Raw genomic sequence first — 20,169 nt, 5'->3', positions numbered from 1 at the left:
CCGAAATTCGATAACTCCGTCCCTCGTCATCCATAAATGGATCTGGCGCTTTAATAATTTTTGTCTTCGTTGAATTATAGCATAATTATAATCACAAGTAAATTACAAATAAAAAAACGTTAACAAAATAACCTTTTTGGTTAATTGTTAACGTCAATTTTTTTATTTAATTAAACTATTTACATCTTGAGTAAATTTAACTATATCATCAACTTTTAAACCAGATATTAATCTAGCCTGATTGTAAAGAACATTTGTAATTAATGAAATTTTTTCAGTATCATTCACAGATAAAGATTCCATCAATTTTTTATATAAAATATGATTTGGATTAATTTCTAATACCTTTTGTGCTTTAATCCCCATTGGATTTTGTTGCATTGAAAGAGTTTTTTCCATTTCAATTGAAATATCCCCTTTAGATGTTAAAAATGATGCATCATCTACCAGTCTCTTACTTGCCTTAATATCAACTATTTCATCACCTAAAACTTCTTTCATCTTATTAAATAATTCTTTTTGATTTACATCTTCCTTTTTATCTTCTTTTTCAGAATTATCTTCCAATTCAATTTCCTCATCAAAAGCAGACTTAAATTTAATATCCCTATAACTTTCCATAACCTTAATTACAAATTCATCGATATGTTCGTCAAGATAGATTACTTCTATATCTTTTTTCTTTAACATTTGTAAAGCGGGCATGCTATCAATATTTTCATATGATTCCCCAGTTGCATAGTATATAAATTCTTGATCTTCTTTCTTATTATCAAGATATTTTTCTAAAGTTACCATTTCTTCTGATTTTGAAGTCTTAAATAATAATAAGTCTTCAATTTCTTTCTTTTTAGCTCCCTGACTTTCATAAATGCCTGCTTTTAAGCTCAATCCAAATTCTTCAAAGAATTTTCCATATCTTTGCTTATCAGAATTTAGTATAGATTTTAATTCAGATAAAACTTTCTTTTCTAAATTTTTAGAAATACTTACCATTCTTCTATCATTTTGTAAAATTTCTCTGGAAATATTTAATGATAAATCTTCACTATCCACAATCCCTTTTACAAATGACAAATACGAAGGTAATAAGTCTTCATTTTTTTCCATTATCATTACACCGTTTGAATAAAGCTCAAGTCCACCTGTAAAATTACTTGTATAATATTCAAAAGGTTTTTGAGAAGGAATATATAATATTGATTTATAGTTTATTATACCTTCCGCACTCAAATGTATCCAAGCTAATGGATCATCAAATCCATATCTTTGTGCATGATAAAAATTCTTATATTCTTCATCTGTAACATCATTTTTATTTTTTTTCCAAATAGGAATCATAGAATTTAATACTTCTTCTTCGGTATAATTTTCTGTATTTCCATCTTCTCCCGGTTTTGATTTTTCAACATTCATCTTAATTGGATATTTAATATAATTTGAATATTTTTTTACTAAATATCTAATAAATCCTTGATTTAAATATTCTTCAAAGTTATCATCTTCAGTATTTTCTTTCATATACAATTTAATTTCTGTACCAATTTCATCTTTTGAAGTTTCTATTATTTCATATCCTTCAGCTCCTTCACTAATCCAGGATAAAGCTTCTCCACCTTCAGATTTTGTTTTAACTTCAATCTTATCAGCAACCATAAATGAAGAATAAAAACCAACACCGAATTGACCTATTATTGATATTTCATCATCTTTATTTAATGTTTTGAAATCTAAAGAACCACTTTTAGCAATTGTTCCCAAATTATTTTCTAAATCTTCTTTGGTCATTCCAATTCCATTATCTGATATTGTTATCGTTCTATTATTTTTATCTAATTCTATAAAAATTTCCAAATCCTTTTTATCTAATGATTTTCCGGATTTAATAGAATTAAAATATCTCTTATCAATAGCATCCGAAGCATTTGAAATAAGTTCCCTTAAAAAAATTTCCTTATTTGTATAAATTGAATGAATCATTAAATCTAAAATTCTTTTTGACTCCGTTTCAAATTGTTTTTTCATAATTCCTCCTTATTTAATACATATATATATATTTTAGTATATAATTGTATTTTTTTAAAATTTAGTTATATTTTTTGAATACTTCCACCTTATATATTATAATTATAATGAGGTGACAAAATGATTAATAAAGATATCGAACATTTTATACAAACTAGTGAAGCTAGTATAATGATACCAAAAAAAGATACTTCCATGGTTTTTGAAGATAATGCTCTGACACATGCAATGTTAATATTAAAACAATCTAATTATACTCAAATACCAGTTTTAGATTATGACTCAAAATTTAAGGGACTAATCTCTTTGCATCATATATATAGAATTTTAGGTGAAGAACTATTTAACGATTTTGATAAACTAAGTAATTATAAAGTCAAAGATTTTATAGATAATCACTACGCAATAATAAATGAAAATTATCAATTAGAAGATGTAATGAATCTTTTAATTAACTATAACTTCATAAATGTAGTTTCAGATGATAATAAATATATAGGAATGATTACTAGAAGTGCTATACTCAAAAATATGAATTTTTTAATACATAACACAGATAAAATAATCAAAAAATTGTAAATCAAAAGGATAATGCATTAATTTTTGCATTATCCTCTTTTTTAATTTTCTTTATTGATTATTTTATTCATATTTTCAGTATTTGTCGCTTCTTTATCATCAACCCATACAATACCAATCTCCACATCTTTATAATTTTCCAATATTTTCTTAGCTTCTTCTTTAGTAGATAAATATAAAGCTGTTGAAAGCATATCTGCCAACCCTGAATCATCTGTAACTACCGATACAGCTCTATAAATTGTTTCAGGTTGAAGTGTTTTAGGATTAATTATATGATGATATCTTTTACCATTATGCATAAAAAATCTTTGGTAATCACCACTTGTAACTATTGATTTAGAACCATTTATATTTAATATCTTAATACTTTTTTTGTTGTTCACATCAGGATTTTGAAGACCTATCTTCCATTCCTTTCTTCCATCTCCTGGAAGACCTATCGTTCTAACATTACCACCAGCATTTATGGATGCATTTTTTACACCCTTAGATTCCAATTTTTTCGCTACAAGCTCTGTAGCATAGCCTTTAGCTACCGCTCCAAAATCAATACTTGTATTAGAATTTTTTATAAATACCGTCATATTTTTTTCATCTAATACTACTTCATTTATATCTGAATATTTATTTGCTTTTATTAAATCTTCTTTTTTAGGTATAATAGTCTTTCTATCATCTTCTTTACCAACATTTTCTTCTCTAATATCATGCCAAATTGTAAGTACATTTCCCATAGCTATATTTACTTTACCTAAAGTTTTATCATAATTTTCTTTTGAAAATTTAATTAAATTAAATAAATCTTTATCCACTTTTAACAGCTTTTTCCCTGCGTTTTCATTCAATGTCTTTACATTTATTATACCTTCATAACTACGATAATTATCATATAATTTATGAAGTCTCTTATATTCCGATTCTACAAATTTGGCATTTTTATCAAATTCTTTTTTATTATCTGCGTATTCCAAATACTGAACTTGAGTATCAAATGTATCATAAAAAATCGTATTAAATTTTTGCTTTTCTTGCTTCGTGCAGCCGCCCAAAACCATTAATAAAAGTAATATACTTAAAATTTTTCTCAAAATTTCCCCCTTTTTAAATTTAAAACTATATTTTTATATTATACTACTAAATCTTAAAATTTAAATAAAAAATACCATCATAAAATAATATAGTAGATATTTAAATCAATTAAATATGTGATTTATTGACTAAATAAATGAACTTTTTTACTTAACCTACAAATAACTAAGAATATATAGTATAATTAACGTAACAAAGCAATTTAGGAGGTAAGCATGTTTTTACTTGTACTATACCAAAACGATTTTGAACATAAGTTTGGACTTTTTGAAACTATAGAGCAAGGAAGAGAATTTCTAAATTTAATTCCCGGATACAGTATAAAATCAAAAGGCGGTTTTGAATATGAAACGATTAATTCATCAGCCTTAAAAGACTATGAGGAAATAAAATTCAACAATCACATCATTCCTTTTACCAGATTTTCTTTTCATAATAATGAATTAATCAATATTGACTGGTATGAACTTCCAAACTTCTCTAAAGAAGGATTCGGCATAATTTCAGGTGCCACCAAAGTTGATGCCTACGTTATAAACAACGAAAATGTAAAAAATTATATCAAAAAAAGAGAAGAAAAATACATACATGTCAAAAACCTTCTAAAAGAAAAAGGATTTAATGTTGATAGAAGTTTTGCCGGTTCAGAAGATGGTGAGGCAATTTTGTATAAACAAAATACCTCGAACAAATGGCACTTCCTATGCCATATGGATCCTGATTTTGTTGAAAGAAATATCAGTGATAAAGAATTTTTAGAATATATTATAGAAGAGTAGTCGAAAAATATCCCACTTTTTTTCTCTTGCTTTTTTATTGTACACTTTCAATGCTACTACGGATAAATATTATGATTAACAAATAAAAAACTAGGATGAATATCACCCTAGTATTTTCAATTCCTATAAATTATTTAGATGTTTTAATTGAACTTACTAATGTCTTAATTAAACCTTCTACAGTTATTGTTGTAGAAGCTAATAAGTCAGCATCTGTTGCTTTACCTTTTTCTAATTTTAGAGCAGCTAATTGATTTGCTGTTTTTCCTTCAGCAAATTTTTCTAAACCTTGAACTTGTTCAAACCATTCTTTTTTTATTTTTGATGCTTTTTTCATATCATATTTATCACCTAAAGCTTTTTTAGTTGTTCCCGGTTGTTTTAAATCTGTCATTATCGAGCCATCTTTATTAAATGATATTGTGTTTTGTGCATTATCTATAACTGTTTTCACTACTACACTTTTATTATCTGTAGCTGTCAACGCAACAATTGTTTCAAATTGCACAGAAGCACCTTTATCACCTTTAGCTTCCTTTGTAGCTTGACCTAAAATAGTTGTTACTCCTAATCCTAAATTTTTTGCCCCTTTAACTTCTACTGCATTATCCCATGCTGCTTTAACAGCTTTTTGAAATTCTCCAATATCCATAGTTACTGATGAAACTAAGTCGGCTTGTGTAGGAACACTTAAATGATTATCATCTTTTTTGGTAGTTTCAATGCCTAAAACTTGTTCTGCTGTTTTCCCTAAAATGTATTTTTGAAATGCATTTGCTTGTTCAAACCATTCTTTTTTTATTTTTGACGCTTTTTTCATTCCATATTTATCTTGTACTTCCTGTTTAGTCATAAATTGTACTTCTGCCGATTTCTTAGCAAATGTACCATCATCCTTTAACAAAAATTTACTTTGAGCGACATCTATATATGCTTCAACTATTTTACCATCTTTATCAAAAGCTAATCCTGCAATTGTAACATTTGATACAGCATCGCCTTTACCATCTTTTAATGGTTTTGCCGATAACCCGACTGACGATCCTAACCCTATTTTTACTATTTCAGCTTTAGCTTTAGCTGGTGTCCTTTCAAAAGAAACTTTATCCTCTTTCTTTTCTTCTATTTTTGTTTCTTTCTTATTGTTATCTTTGGGTACTTTCTTTTCACCACAAGCTACCAAAGTTAATACTAAAACTAAAGATAACATTAAGCTCATTATTTTTTTCATTTTCCCCCCTTAGAATGAAATTTGTGATATTTTTATCATATATTATCATATATATCAAAAAATATAGTTGTCAATTATTGATTATTTTATTGTTTTTCTATCTTCTAGAGCTTTAGATAAAGTTATTTCATCAAAATATTCTAAATTACCACCAACAGGAATACCACTTGCAATTCTTGTAATTTTTATATTTTTATCTTTTATTAATTCTTTAATAAATAGCATTGTAGTTTCTCCTTCAACAGTTGGAGAAATCGCAAAAATTATTTCCTTAATTCTGCCGCTATTTACATAATTAATTAAATTATCTATATTGATATTTTCCGTATCTATTAAATAATTAGGATTAATAAGTCCATTTAATACATAATATTTTCCTGTATATGTATTAGTTTTTTCAATAGTTAAAAGATTTGTAACATCTTCAACTACACAAATTACACTATCATCTCTTCTATTATCGGAACAGATGTCACACACCTCATTTTCTGTAATATTCCCACATATTTCGCACTTTTTTATATTATTTTTTACATTTTCTAAAGACTTAATAATTGATTCAATACTTTCTTTTTCCATATTTACAATGTGAAGTGCCATTCTTTGAGCAGATTTTCTACCAATTGACGGCAATTTTCTTAAATTTTCAATTAAATCTTCTACCGGTCCCGGATATTCAAACATATTTCCCTCTTAAACTTATATATTAAAAAATGGTGCTACAAAGTAATTGCAACACCTTTATAATCTATTAAAACATACCTGGTAATGATATACCACCAGTTAACTTACCCATTTTTTCTTCTGAGAACTTTTCAACTTGTGATATTGCATCATTTACTGCAGTAAGAATCATATCTTGTAAAATTTCTACATCTTCTGGATCTACTGCATCCGGACTAATTTTAATGGATAAAATTTGTTTTTTCCCATTTGCTTCTACTTCCACAACTCCACCGCCAGCTGTTGCTGTAAATACTTGCTCTTCAATTTCTGTTTGAGCTTGCTCCATCTTTTTTTGCATTTGTTGTACTTGTTTCATCATTTGGCTCATGTTTCCTCCGCCGAATCCACCTCTTCTTGACATATATCCTCCTATTTTTTATCTTTTATAATTAATTCACCTTCTGAAAATAAGCTTTTTAACCTATTAATTTTTTCATCACTATTTGTACTATTGTGATTTTTAAATTCTAAAAATTCAACTTCATAAGTTCTATTTAATTTTTTAGACAATTCTTCACATGCTTTTTTAAAGAAAAAGTTCATACTTAATCTCATAGGCATATGCTCTTTATCTATATAAAAAATTATTTTACCTATTTTATGTTCTGTATTTTTCAATCCTTCAAAAATCATATTTGCTGTTTGATATTTTTCATTGATTATATTTCTAAAAATCTTTACAGCATCAATATCATCAGTGTTTGAAACTTCTGGTTCATCTTTATAAATATCATCAGTTAAAAAATCATCTCTTGATTCAACTGATATACTAAATTTATTTTCCGAATCACCATCTATAATTGTACCATTATATTGTCTATCTTCAAAATTTTTATAGCCATTTTTTTCAATAAAATCTAACCTTTCCTCAAGATTCTTAACCTTAGCTTCTAATTGTTTTCTAGGTAAATAATCTATTAATCTAATACTTCCTACTCTGAAAAGTAAGTTAGCACTATCAGATTTTTTCATCATTTCTTCATAATCCAATAAAATCTCTACTGAATTTATTATTTGATCTAATGATATTGAAGATATCAATCCATCATATATATCTTCTTTAACTCCAACTTTTATATAAATTAAATCCTTAAAAAATGTAATTATTTCTTTTATAAAATTATGAGAATCTTTTCCCTTGTCCAATTCTTCATCAATTATAGATATCAAACTCTTAATATCTTTGCTAAAAATTGATTTTGCATATCTAAACTTAACATCATCACTAAATATTCCTAATAAATCAGTAACTTGATTTGTCGAGATATTTTTATTTCCTATAGATATAACTTGATCTAAAATAGAAAGAGCATCTCTCATTGCTCCGGATGCAACACCTGCTATTATCTCAATAGCTCTTTTTTCCATTTCAATATTTTCACTATTTAATATAAATTTTATTTGCTTAGTAATATCATTTTCTGATAAAGACTTAAATTCATATCTCTGAGTTCTAGATAAAATTGTATCTGGAATCTTATCAATTTCTGTAGTTGCAAGTATAAATATTAAATGCTTAGGTGGTTCCTCCATAATTTTTAACAAAGCATTAAAAGCATCATTTGTAATCATATGTGCTTCATCAATTATATAAACCTTATATTTTAGTGATGTTGGTGGATAAATAACCTGATCTCTAAGTTGTCTAATATCATCAATCCTACGATTTGATGCAGCATCCATCTCAATAACATCCATATTTTCTTCCGTTAATATTGACCTACAATTAGCACATTCATTACATGGATTACCATTTACAGGATTTAAGCAATTTACAGCTTTCGCAAATATTTTTGCTGTGGAAGTTTTACCGGTACCTCTAGTGCCAGAAAAAACATAAGCATGCGAAATCTTATTATTTTTTATTTGATTTTTAAGTATCGTAGTAATACTATCTTGTCCAAAAACTTCATCAAAGTTTTTAGGTCTATACTTTCTATATAGTGCTTGTTTCATATTTCACCTCAAAAATATTATAACATAACACCATGATAATAAATGAAAAAAGATTTTTTAGAAAATCCGAAAGTGAAATTATAAATAAAGATATTACTGATATAGAAAATTTACAATCAGATTTAAATAAAGAAAAATAAAATTATAAAAAATTCCACTTACATAATAACTCAACTCCTTTAGGAATTAATATTAATAATATAAGCGGATTTTATCTTATTAATATAAATCTTACTCGTAAAAATACATTACTAAAAAATTTCATCCCTATTTTTGACTATTTTACGGATGAAGTCTCTATTTTTAACATTTTCATCTGCTTTTATCAGCATATTTTACGGATGAAATGTTCAATTTCATTAATTTCATCTGCTTTTATCGAAGTAATTCACCTTCCTGCTTAAAATTTACGGACAAAAATGGCAAATAAAGGCTTTTTGTCTGCTATTTTCTTCAAAATATTCAAAATTTTACGGACAAAACATGGAAAATTTTGAAATCTGTCTGCTTTTAATTATAAAAAAAATGTAACAATATTGGCATTAACATTTTATCACATTTCTGCCATAATTTTATAAGTAGGAATTACAAATTTATATCCAATAAAAATATCGACTACATCTATAACTAATTATTCGAAGAAAAAAAACTAGTTAAACCGCATAAACACTTTAAGTATGAATAAATAATTCATAGGTTAAAATCTGGCTTAGATTTTTATATCTAAATCAAAAAGTCAAATATCAGAGTTGGTCATGAACTCACTGCTTTTTAGCAGTGAGTTTTTCTTTGTGGCTAACCCACAAAGTAAACCCCTTGAAAAATATCTATTTCAAGGGGTTAAATAATTAATTTACTTGGTATGGTAATAGAGCGATTTGTCTTGCTCTCTTAATTTGTTTTGCAATTAATCTTTGATGATGTGCACATGTACCAGTAACTCTTCTTGGTAAAATTTTACCTCTTTCACTGATAAATTGTCTTAATGTAGCAACATCTTTATAATCAATATTATCTAATTTGTCTTTATCAAAAGCACAAACTTTTTTTCTTTGTCTAAATTTTCTTGCCATTTAGTTCTCCTTTAACTTATTAAAAAGGAATCCTCTTATCTTCAGTTGGATCAAAATCTGCTGAATACTCGAAATTATCATCAATTGGTGGTGTATAAGAGTCAGGTTGGCTAGGTTGTTGATTATTAGATTGATTTTGCACCGGTTGTTGTGCAGATGCTGAATTATTACCACCTTTCCAATCTAAAAATTCTACATTAGATGCTAAAACATCTGTTGTATAAACTTTTTGCCCATCTTTTTCATATGAACCTGTTTGAATACGACCTGTGACTAAAACTCTTAATCCTCTGCTTGTGAATTTAGCAATATTTTCTCCAAGTTTTCCCCAAGCAACTACATTTATAAAATCAGCTGTTGGTTGTCCTTTGGATTCCATCTCTTGTTTTTTTTCTCTCGATAAGTTTTTATCTACGGCTACATTTAATCTAACGTAAGCCATATTGCTTCCTTGTGTATATCTTAGTTCTGGATCTCTGGTTAATCTTCCCATTAACACTACATTATTCATTAAATCCTCCTTAAAATATTAGGACTCTTTGTTTACTACTAAATACTTAATAATTTGATCTGTGATTTGAGCTCTTCTTTCCAACTCTTTAATTATTGAAGGTTCTGCTTCAAAATTAATTAAAACATAATTTCCTTCTGATAATTTTTGTATTTCGTAAGCTAACTTTCTGTTTCCCCAATCTTCGATTTCACCTAATTTTCCGTGTTCATCGATAACGTCATATAATCTTTGTAAAACGTCTTTTTTTAGTTCTTCTTCAAGATTTGGCTTCAAAATAACTATCATTTCATAATTATTCATGATTTACCTCCCCTATGGTTTCAACCCTGCTGCTAACAGAGTAGAGAATTTTTTACTGATTAAGTATATCAAATAAAATAAAATTAATCAAGTTTTTCTCTATATTCCTTCATAATATATTCAAAAATATCCGCCGTTGTAGGTGGAGTATAAATTATCGCATTGGCTCCTGCTTCAATGGTTTTTTTTATTGTTTCTTCACTAGAGCCGCCAGTAGCAATTATAGGAAAAGCTTCACCTAATTCTTCTCTAATTTTAGCTACAAGTTTGGCTGTATTACTTCCCGCTGATACATTTAATATCTGTACTCCCGCCATTATCTTTTCTATATAATTATCTTTGTCCGAAACTACGGTAAGAATAATTGGAATATCTATGATATCTGCAATTTTTTCAATTGTATCTACATCCATAGGTGCATTTACAACTACACCATAAGCTCCCATTAATTCAGCTTGCAAAGCTATATTTATTGAACGACTTCCTGATGTAAGTCCACCTCCAACTCCTACAAATACAGGAACCATTGATGTATCCATTATAGCTTGACTTATTGAAATAGAAGGTGTAAACGGATAAACTGCAAATACTGCATCAGCATTTGAATTTCTTATAACGGCTATATCTGTTGTAAACAATAAAGATTTGATTTTTTTCTCTAAAATATTTATACCGCTCGCATTTTCTATTACTTCCGGCATAATAACCATTCTATTTCTCAACTCGTGTTTAATCTTAGGTATTTCTTTAAGTTTTCTACTAGATTGATTATAAGAATCAGGCTTTTCTAATTCTACCCCTATAAGTTCAGGGGAAATATTTAAACCATATTCTGCGATTATGTGGTTACCATGATCTTTAGTTTCTAAAGTCCTAAAATTATTTTTATTATTTTCTGTTTTTTTCTTCATACTCTACTTCCCTCTATAATTATTTATCTCAACAATATTATACTACATTTCAAAAAAATGTAACTGTCAACATTATTAAATTTTTGTATTAATTTTTTGTTAAAATATTGTATTTATACTTCTTATTAATTAAAATAGTAGTTAAGGATATATAAATTAAAATTAAATAATATAGATTTTTTACTATATTATTCAACATACAAGGAGGAATTATGAAAAATTTCAAACTTTTAGAAGAAAAATACTTAAAAAATGAACAAGCAAATGCTCTGGTTTTTGAACACAATAAAACACTGGCTAAAGTATTTGTCATGTCCAATAATGATGATAATAAAGTTTTTGGTATCGGTTTTAGAACTCCACCAAAAAGCAGTAATGGTGTATGCCATATAATCGAACATTCCGTATTAAATGGATCAAAAAAATATAAAACTAAAGAGCCATTTATGGATATGGTAAAAGGATCTTTACAAACATTTTTAAATGCTATGACTTATCCTGATAAGACAATTTATCCTGTTGCTTCAAGAAATGATAAAGATTTCAAAAATTTAACAGATTTATATCTAGATGCAGTATTTAACCCAAGAGTTAAAACTGATGAAAAGATATTTAGACAAGAAGGATGGAGATACAATCTTGAAGATGATAAATTAACATATAAAGGTGTTGTTTACAATGAAATGAGAGGTGCTATGTCCTCCATGGAAACTCAAGTTTACAAAAATATTTACGCTGAATTAATGCCGGATACAATTTACGCTTACAATTCAGGTGGAGATCCTTATATAATTCCTACTTTAACTTACGAACAATTTTTAGATTATTACAATGAATTTTATCATCCTTCAAATTCATACATTTTCCTATACGGAAATTTAAATTATGAAGAATATTTAAATTACATTGATGAGGAATATTTAAATAATTATGAATATAGAAGTGTAGATTCTAAACTTGCATTTCAACCAAGATTTGAATCTCCAAGATATGCTGTAAATTATTTAAATACAGCTAAAGAAGTTAAAGAAAATGAATCCTTTGTTTCATATTCAACATTAATGGGAGATGGAGCAAATTCAAAAGAAAGAATTTTATCAAGCATTCTTACTTCCGCATTAATTGACAATGAAAGCTCCAGTTTGCGTCAAAAATTACTTTCATCAGGAATACTTGAAGTGATTTTTTCAACATCTCAAACAAATAGAGAATCATCATTTTCACTAGTTGCTAAAAATATAGATGCTAAGGATAGAGATAAATTTGTTAAAATAATTGAAGAAGAATTAAATGAAATAATCAAAAACGGAATAGATAAAGACTTAATTTTATCTGAAATAAACGACTATAAATTTGATATTAGAGAAAAGGGAAATTACTCTACAAAGGGTATCCCTTACTTTATAAATGCTTTTGATTCCTGGTTATACGATAAGTCGCCAATTGAAGCAATCGACATTGAAGATGATTTGAAATACATTGAAGAAAATATTGAAAATGGAATTTTTGAAAAATTCATTAGGAAAAATATTTTAGAAAATAATCACAAATCAATCGTTACTCACATTCCTAAGCTTGGATTAAATGAGCAAAAAGACAAGGAAATGATGGATACTTTAGAAAAAATGAAACAAAATTTAACAGAAACTGAAAAAAACAATCTTGAAAAGTTTAGAGAAGAAATGGCTGATTTTCAAAATAGAGAAGATACTCCAGAAGAAAAAGCGACAATCCCAATGCTTACAAAGGAAGATGTTGACACAAAAATCCCTTCAATTGACAGAGAAGAACTTAAAAAAGATTGTTACACAATCTTGAAGCATAATCTTCCAACATCAGGAATTGACTATATTGATTTAACTTTTGATATTGACCATATTACAAAACCTGAAGATATACTTTATGCAAATCTTTTAACGGCAATGTTAACAATGCTTGACACTAAAAATTATAATTATTCCGACTTAAATAAAGAAATTTTACTTTCTACAGGAGGAATAAAGGCTGACATTAATCAATTTATAGTTAAAGAAACAAATGAAATTAAGATAAAACTAATTGTGTCTACAAAATCATTTACTGAAAATATCGAAAAAGCTACATCTGCATTAAAAGAAGTTTTATTAAATACAAAATTTGACAATCATGCAAGATTAAAAGAAATTTTATTAATGATTAAAGCAGGTTCAGAAATGGGACTATACCAAACTGCTCACGTTAAAATGATGAATAGAGCCGTTTCAAATCATTTGGAATTTTTCAAATACAATGAGTATATAAATGGTATTGATTTCCAATTATTCATTAAAAATATTGTTGATAAAGATATAAAAGAAATAGCTTCAAAACTTGAAAACATTTACAATAAAGTATTTTCTAAAAATAATTTGATTGTAAATATAGCTTCAACATTTGAAAACTCAAATCTATTACCATCTATTGAAGAATTAGCAAATTCATTTGAAGAAAAGACATTCACAGTTTCTAAATTTGAATTCATTCCTTCAAAAAAATCTGAAGGTTTTGCGACTTCTGCCGATGTAAACTACGCATCATATGGTAATAAATTAAACATGGAATTTGACTCAAAATTTGTTGTACTTAACAACCTTGTTTCAACTGAATTTTTATATACAGAAATCAGAGCTAAGGGTGGTGCTTACGGTGCAGGAATGACAACATCTCAAAGAAATAATTTTGCAACATACTCATACAGAGATCCAAACCTACAAAGCACATTAGAAAAATACAATGAAATCCCTAAATTCCTAGAAGAAACTCAATTAACAGATGAAGATTTACTTCCATACATCATTGGTGCAGTTGGCAAAATCAATCCTCCAATGACAGAAAATACAAAATCTTCATTCGACCTATCAATGTACATAACAGGTCAAACAATTGAAGACATTGAAGAAAAAATTGAAAATGCATTAAAAGCAGACATGGAAACATTAAAATCCACATCAACAAAATTAAGAGAAATCTTAGATACAGCTTCATTAGCCGTTCTTGGAAACAAGACAGTTATAGAAGAAAATAAAGAATTATTTGATGAAGTAATTGAGTTATAGAAAAAATAAAAGAATCCACGCTTGGCACTAGTCCTCAGACCTATCGGTCCTGCGGATGTGCCTGCGTGGATTTTTTATTTTTATAAGGATAATTTTTTTACTAAATTTTTATTATCTCTTTTTTCTATTTTTAATAATTGAAATTAATATATCAACCATGACAATAAAAAATAAAGAGTTTCACGCAGGCACCTCCGCAGCTCCATAGGAGCGAGGACTAGTGCCGTAAGTGAAAACTCTTTATTTTTTATTATTTATTATTTTTTTCTCAAAACTAAGTAAACTCCTAAAGATATAACAGCTAATATAATTACTATTATGCTCGCAATATCTAACATGCTTAAATTATCTTTTTTTTCGATATTTTTATCATTTTTCAACTCATCTTCTTTTTTAGTTTCTGAAGAAATTTTATCAACTGACTTTTTAACATCTTTTTGTTTTTCTGTTGATTTTTTAGATATTTTGTTTGAAATATCTGAGTTTACTATTTCAGTATTATTAACTACCTTAATTTCTTGAGTTGTTTCTGAATTTAAAGATACATTTTTTGATATATTTTCATTTATATTTAATTTATCATTCAATTCAAATAAACTTACTTTTTCTTCATCATGTGATAAAACATAATTTGATATTTTATCAGTATTTAATACTAGATATTTTTTACCACCTTTTTCTATAATTTGGTAGTTTTTAATTTCTTCTAATTTTCCATCTTTACTTAATGATAAAGATTTAAAGTTCTTTTTAATAACTGGAATATATATTTTAACTGGATAATCCAGCTTTTCTACATTCTTACCATCTATGCTTGCAGAAATATCATATCTATCAATTAAATTATCTTCTAAACTATCATATTTTTTAACTACAATTTTTAATGGATTCAATATTGAACTTTTACCTTCAAATACTATATCTTCCACTTTTTTACTAATATTTTCATCTTTAATAGAAATTTTTACATTAGTTTTATTTATATCATTTTCTAATTTAGTAGAATCTAAAATAGATTTTTTATTAATATCTTCAAGATTTTGACCTTGTTCTTTTAATTTTTCATCTATTTTAACCTGAGCATCTGATTTATTATTTTTTACACTCTCAGTAATTACAGGTCTATCAACTTTTCTTACAATATATTGAACTTCATAACTATTTTTTAAATAATCTGTTAATGTTAATCTAACAACATCTCCATCTTCTACTTTAACTTGCTTATAAAATTCCTTTTCGTTATTTCCGTACTTAGTATTTCCTGCTGCAGCTTCATTTCTATAGTTTACAACATGATCACCATTTACTAAAAGGGTATATCCAAACCCATTATCCCTAACCTTGCCTTTTAATTCTATAAAGTCTTCGTAAGTTTCAATATAATTTTTCTCAATAGTTTTACCATTTTTTGTTTCAGATTCAACTTTTATAGTATTTTTGGTATTATCACTTAAGGTTAATTCCGGAAGAGTGTTGTCAAATAAAATTCTTACTTTTCTATCAACTAAAAGTTTTCCTTCTCTATCTTCAACTCTAACACTTACCGGATTAATTCCCTCTTTAAGTTCTACTTTATATGCAAATCTATTTCCACCTCCAACAGTACTATTTATTGTAGCTTCATTCCCATTTACAAATATTCTTGATTCTGAATTATTTGTATTTCCTGTTAGTTCAAAATAGAATTTACCATCTATTTTTTCTACTTTCTGAGTTGCATCTTTTTCTAAATTTTTACTGTTCAATACAATTCTATTTGTTACACTTAAAATAGTTTCTTTTTCTGTATTTTCAACTTCTTTAGAATTTTTAATATATTCAGAAATTATAACTGTTCTTTCAAGTCCTTTTCTATTTTTAATTTTATTGCTTGGAACTGCTAAATCTAGACCTTCTATTGTCTTACTTACTTCAATCTTACCTGCTCCTGGTTGTCTTAAGTTTAGAAAATCAAATGATTTTGATGGAGTAGCAAATGTATGATTAAATGAACCATCTTTATTAATTTTTATTTCATCACCTCTATTTACAGTAAATTTCAATTCCTGTGGAGAAAAGACATTATCTGAAACTCTTCCCTTAAATGTTACTGTACCATCAGGATTTTTAGTAATTTTAAATTGTTTATATTTATTATATTTTTCTACTTCTTTTTTCAATTTAATATCATTTGTACTGATTTTTTTCTTTTCATTTTCCTTAATTTCTTCAACATTTTCTAACTTAATTTCCGGCTTCTCATAATCATAAATAAATTCTCCAAGTGAGACTGTTCTTAATAATTTATTATCTTTATCATATTCTTCAACAAAAGCTTCATATTTTCCTTGTTGATTTTCATTTAAATAAAATGATCCGAACGTAACTTTTTTATTTACAACCTTAAATGGTTTAATTTCTATTTTTTCCTTTTTATTTTTGAAAATCAATTTAATAGTTTTTGTTTCATTTAAATTTGTTGTAGCTAAAAATGATTTTTCCAAAGTTTTATTCATTTTAATATCAATAAAACTTTCCCATCTTTCAACTTTAAGTGGATTATCACCAAAATTATTAATTGTATATTTACTTTCATTATATGCGTAATCATAAGCATATATTTCAGCCTTTTCACTACTTACATTAGTAAATGGAACTTTTACAGTATATAATTTTGTTTTTTCATCATATGATGCTTCATATCTTTTTCGTCCAATTTTAACATATGTAGAAGATACTCCCGTTAAATCATCCACTTTGTATGTAATCTCTCTACCATCTTTTAAAACTTTATATTCTTTTAATAAATCTTTTTTAATATTAATTTTAGGCTTTTTAGTATCAACTTTAACAGGTAACTCTAAAGTTTGATATGCGTATTTATCAGATAATTTACCTTCAACTTTGATATAATATTGCCCATCAGATGTTAATTCAAATTTTCCAGTCTTCTTATTGTATATTTTACCATCCCATAATCCTGAGAAGAATGGTCTAGTTTTAAATAATTCACCTTTTTTAACTGCTTTATCGTAATCCGCAAGAGTTTGACGTCTTACATTATATTCTTCGCCTAAAACTCTAACTGTTTCTTTGTTAGAATTTAATACACTAAATTTCAAACTTGATACAGGTCTAAGTAAACCAATTTGAGGCATTATTACTTCTGCTGCATTATCATTATTAGGAGAAAATGAAACATATTTCGCATCTGGAATTCTATCTTTTAGAGCTAGTTTAGGTTTAATACCTAAAGTAACAACTTCTGATTTTCCAAATAATCCTTGTCCTACTGTTGAAAATAATTGAGTATCAGTATAATAAGTATTATTTTTATTTTCTACATTATACGGTTTATCAAATATATCTTCTTCATTCCAATTTCCAACAAATCCCATATAAGTAAAATGTATATTGGGTTGAGTTTCATCTTTAGAAATAAAATTTATAAAGCCTTCTACAAATTGATTTGAAACTTCGCTCGCATTTAATTTAACATTAATTTTTACAGTTTCCCCAGGTTTAATAGAAATATTTCCTTTATCAACACTTATATTCGCACTACTAAATACTTCTTTAACTTCTTTATTTATATTTACCGTAGTTTGCACTTTTGATGGTTTAACTTCAAAAGTTAATGTTTTATCACCATAATTTTTAGCATTTATTGTAAATTCTTTATTTCCTACAAAATCTCTTAAAGCTCCAGTAGGCTCATTATCTTCAGAATTCGTCAAAATTACTCTATTTTTTATTGCGTAATCTGTTTGGATTAATCCAGCTCCTTGTCTTCTTGGTGAGAATGGTAATTTATTTTCAAAATTATTATTTGTCATAATTTTTGCTGAATTTATCAAAGTATACTTTGTAAATAAAGCATAATTATCTATACCCGTCTTTATATCATTTTTTATTTGAGATAAAACAATAGCACTTGCCCCTGCAACATGTGGCGATGCCATTGAAGTCCCACTTGTCATTTTATATTTTCCATCATTTACTGTAGAATATACATTTCCTCCAACAGCTGTTAATTCCGGCTTAAAATCAAGATTTGATGTTGAACCCATAGATGAAAATACACTCATATCATCTTTTTTATCACTATCAACTTTAACTGGATCTTTTTCAAATTCTATTTCAAAATCTGGATTTTTATTAACTAAATCACGAATTTTTTCTCCCAAAGCTTTTTCAAAACTTGTAACAAAAATATTTTTATTAGCTCCCGTAATTTCCATTCCCGGCATTTCTTCATCAACATTATTAAATATTACAACCCCTATAGCTCCATTTTCACTAGCATTATTTATTTTTTCAGTAAAAGTAATTTTACCTCTTTGAATAAGTGCAATTTTACCTTTTACTTTTTCTTTTAATTTTTCAAAGTCTTCTTTTTGCCCTAATTCAACATAAACCATTTTATTTTTAGCTGATGTTAATTCTCCTTGTGCTATATTATACTCTTTTTTTACATTTTTACCATTTTCATTAAAGTTTACATAATATACATATTTACTATTATTTTCATAAGATGCTATGCTTAGTGCTTTTCTTGATGTTGACGGTGATGCAACAACACCAATATCTTGTCGTTCAAATTTATTAGAAATATTTTTAGTTTTTCTATTTTCAACAAATGCAGCCGTGTCATTACCTGCTGCAATTACAACTAGAACTCCTTTATCCGTTGCCGAATTTACAGCTCTTTGCACAGGATCATTATCATTCATAAATCCTGAAACACTTCCCAATGACATATTAATTATATCAGCTTTATGTACTATAGACGCTTCTATAGCAGCAATAATATCATCGTCTTTCGCTCCTTTTTGCTTTTTATCATTACTGAAAACTTTCATTGCTAAAAGTTGAACATCTCCAGCAACTCCTGAAATTCCTTTTTTACTTTCATCTCCATTAGCCCCTACAATCCCTGCAACATGCATACCATGATCAGATGCTGTACCCTTTACAAAATATGATTCATCAGCAAAATTATATCCATAAGGAACTTTCATAGTGAATTTAGTATCTTTATTTTTATCACTAACAAACGGTTCTTTAATTTTAGCTTTTTCAGGATTAGTCAATTTTTGCATATCAGGATGATTAACATCAATACCGGAGTCGATTATTGAAACAACCATTCCCTCGCCTTTATTTTTATAATTTTTAGTAGCTTCTAATACCTGAGTTAAATGTTTACTTGAAGTCATTAATGGATAATATTCCCTAGACTCTGTAATATTTTCAATACCTTTAATAGTTTTAAACAATGGTATTAAAGATTTCGGTACATCCGCAGAAAATCCATTAAATGCAACATTAAAATCCTTTTTCAACTTTACACCTAGATACTGATTTACTTTTGATTTTATAAGATCCTTATTTGCATCTTTTTTCAATTGAATAACAATTCTAGCCGTTTCTTCTTCAGGGTTACCTTTATTTATAACCCATTCTAATGGCATATCCATTGCATATGATTTAACTGGTAATGCAGTAAACAAAATTACAATAGAAAAAATTACTGATAATATTCTTTTTCTCCTCATATATCCTCCTTAAATTTTTAATTGTAATTATACTTTATTTTTCAGGAATAATCAATAAAAACTTTTAATTTATTTAAATTTTTGTATATTTTTTAAATAAATGAATAATTTTATTGAATTTCAATAAATTATATAGCATTATTTGAATATTATTCAATTTATGCATTTATTTTGTTTATATTCATTATTTTTGTATAAACTTATACATAATATTAATTTTATATTTTTTCACACTATAATTTATATTTTATGAATATATATACTGATTTTTATCGTTATTAAAGTAACAATTTAATATATAAAAAATTTCTAACAAATAAAAAAAGAATCAGAAATTTTACTCTCTAATTCTCTTAATATGTTGTTTTAACG

General features: G+C 26.8%; 14 protein-coding genes. 3 read left to right on the top strand and 11 right to left on the bottom strand.

The genetic code is table 11. The features are described from left to right. Positions 1–162 precede the first annotated feature (162 nt). On the bottom strand, positions 163–2,025 hold the full coding sequence (gene htpG, locus EQF90_RS00240) for a molecular chaperone HtpG (RefSeq protein WP_209021421.1): 1,863 nt from the start codon (positions 2,023–2,025) through the stop codon (positions 163–165). 120 nt (positions 2,026–2,145) lie between these two features. Here htpG and cbpB point away from each other — a divergent pair, with 120 nt between their 5' ends. Further along, the gene (cbpB, locus tag EQF90_RS00235) at positions 2,146–2,604 is read left to right on the top strand and encodes a cyclic-di-AMP-binding protein CbpB (protein WP_134711322.1); all 459 of its coding nucleotides are present in this window, start codon (positions 2,146–2,148) and stop codon (positions 2,602–2,604) included. 41 nt (positions 2,605–2,645) lie between these two features. On the opposite strand, the gene EQF90_RS00230 is transcribed toward cbpB, so the two are convergent. After that, positions 2,646–3,695 carry an FAD:protein FMN transferase gene (locus EQF90_RS00230; RefSeq protein ID WP_134711323.1) on the bottom strand — a complete coding sequence of 350 codons (1,050 nt, stop codon included), beginning with the start codon at positions 3,693–3,695 and terminating at the stop codon, positions 2,646–2,648. A 216-nt stretch (positions 3,696–3,911) separates the two neighbouring features. Between EQF90_RS00230 and EQF90_RS00225 the strand changes: the two genes are divergently transcribed. After that, positions 3,912–4,475 carry a hypothetical protein gene (locus EQF90_RS00225; protein WP_134711324.1) on the top strand — a complete coding sequence of 188 codons (564 nt, stop codon included), beginning with the start codon at positions 3,912–3,914 and terminating at the stop codon, positions 4,473–4,475. 130 nt (positions 4,476–4,605) lie between these two features. Here EQF90_RS00225 and EQF90_RS00220 read toward each other — a convergent pair whose 3' ends face one another. From EQF90_RS00220 to EQF90_RS00185, 8 genes are all read right to left on the bottom strand, one after another. Next, positions 4,606–5,706, bottom strand: a complete 1,101-nt coding sequence (locus EQF90_RS00220; protein ID WP_134711325.1) for a hypothetical protein — start codon at positions 5,704–5,706, stop codon at positions 4,606–4,608. Positions 5,707–5,787: 81 nt separating this feature from the next. Beyond that, positions 5,788–6,390: a recombination mediator RecR gene (gene recR, locus EQF90_RS00215; protein ID WP_134711326.1), complete on the bottom strand. Its 603-nt coding sequence runs from the start codon at positions 6,388–6,390 to the stop codon at positions 5,788–5,790. Between the two features lie 67 nt (positions 6,391–6,457). Continuing rightward, complete coding sequence (locus EQF90_RS00210) at positions 6,458–6,793, bottom strand: YbaB/EbfC family nucleoid-associated protein (RefSeq protein WP_134711327.1); 336 nt, start codon at positions 6,791–6,793, stop codon at positions 6,458–6,460. 8 nt (positions 6,794–6,801) lie between these two features. Next, positions 6,802–8,388: a DNA polymerase III subunit gamma/tau gene (gene dnaX / locus EQF90_RS00205; protein WP_134711328.1), complete on the bottom strand. Its 1,587-nt coding sequence runs from the start codon at positions 8,386–8,388 to the stop codon at positions 6,802–6,804. A gap of 848 nt (positions 8,389–9,236) precedes the next feature. Further along, on the bottom strand, positions 9,237–9,461 hold the full coding sequence (gene rpsR, locus EQF90_RS00200) for a 30S ribosomal protein S18 (RefSeq protein WP_134711329.1): 225 nt from the start codon (positions 9,459–9,461) through the stop codon (positions 9,237–9,239). A gap of 19 nt (positions 9,462–9,480) precedes the next feature. Continuing rightward, the gene (locus EQF90_RS00195; protein WP_134711330.1) at positions 9,481–9,972 is read right to left on the bottom strand and encodes a single-stranded DNA-binding protein; all 492 of its coding nucleotides are present in this window, start codon (positions 9,970–9,972) and stop codon (positions 9,481–9,483) included. Positions 9,973–9,990: 18 nt separating this feature from the next. Then, positions 9,991–10,275: a 30S ribosomal protein S6 gene (gene rpsF, locus EQF90_RS00190; RefSeq protein WP_134711331.1), complete on the bottom strand. Its 285-nt coding sequence runs from the start codon at positions 10,273–10,275 to the stop codon at positions 9,991–9,993. An 83-nt stretch (positions 10,276–10,358) separates the two neighbouring features. After that, complete coding sequence (locus EQF90_RS00185) at positions 10,359–11,186, bottom strand: hydrolase (protein ID WP_407933644.1); 828 nt, start codon at positions 11,184–11,186, stop codon at positions 10,359–10,361. Between the two features lie 212 nt (positions 11,187–11,398). Here EQF90_RS00185 and EQF90_RS00180 point away from each other — a divergent pair, with 212 nt between their 5' ends. After that, entirely contained in the window at positions 11,399–14,260 is a 2,862-nt protein-coding gene (locus EQF90_RS00180) for an insulinase family protein (RefSeq protein WP_134711332.1), read from the top strand. Positions 14,261–14,517: 257 nt separating this feature from the next. Here EQF90_RS00180 and EQF90_RS00175 read toward each other — a convergent pair whose 3' ends face one another. After that, positions 14,518–19,797: a S8 family serine peptidase gene (locus EQF90_RS00175; RefSeq protein ID WP_134711333.1), complete on the bottom strand. Its 5,280-nt coding sequence runs from the start codon at positions 19,795–19,797 to the stop codon at positions 14,518–14,520. Positions 19,798–20,169: the final 372 nt, after the last annotated feature.

This window comes from Helcococcus ovis, assembly GCF_004524775.2.
GTDB lineage: Bacteria > Bacillota > Clostridia > Tissierellales > Peptoniphilaceae > Helcococcus > Helcococcus ovis.
Note: the sequence above shows the minus strand (reverse complement) of the source record. Positions and strands in the feature narration are given on the sequence as shown.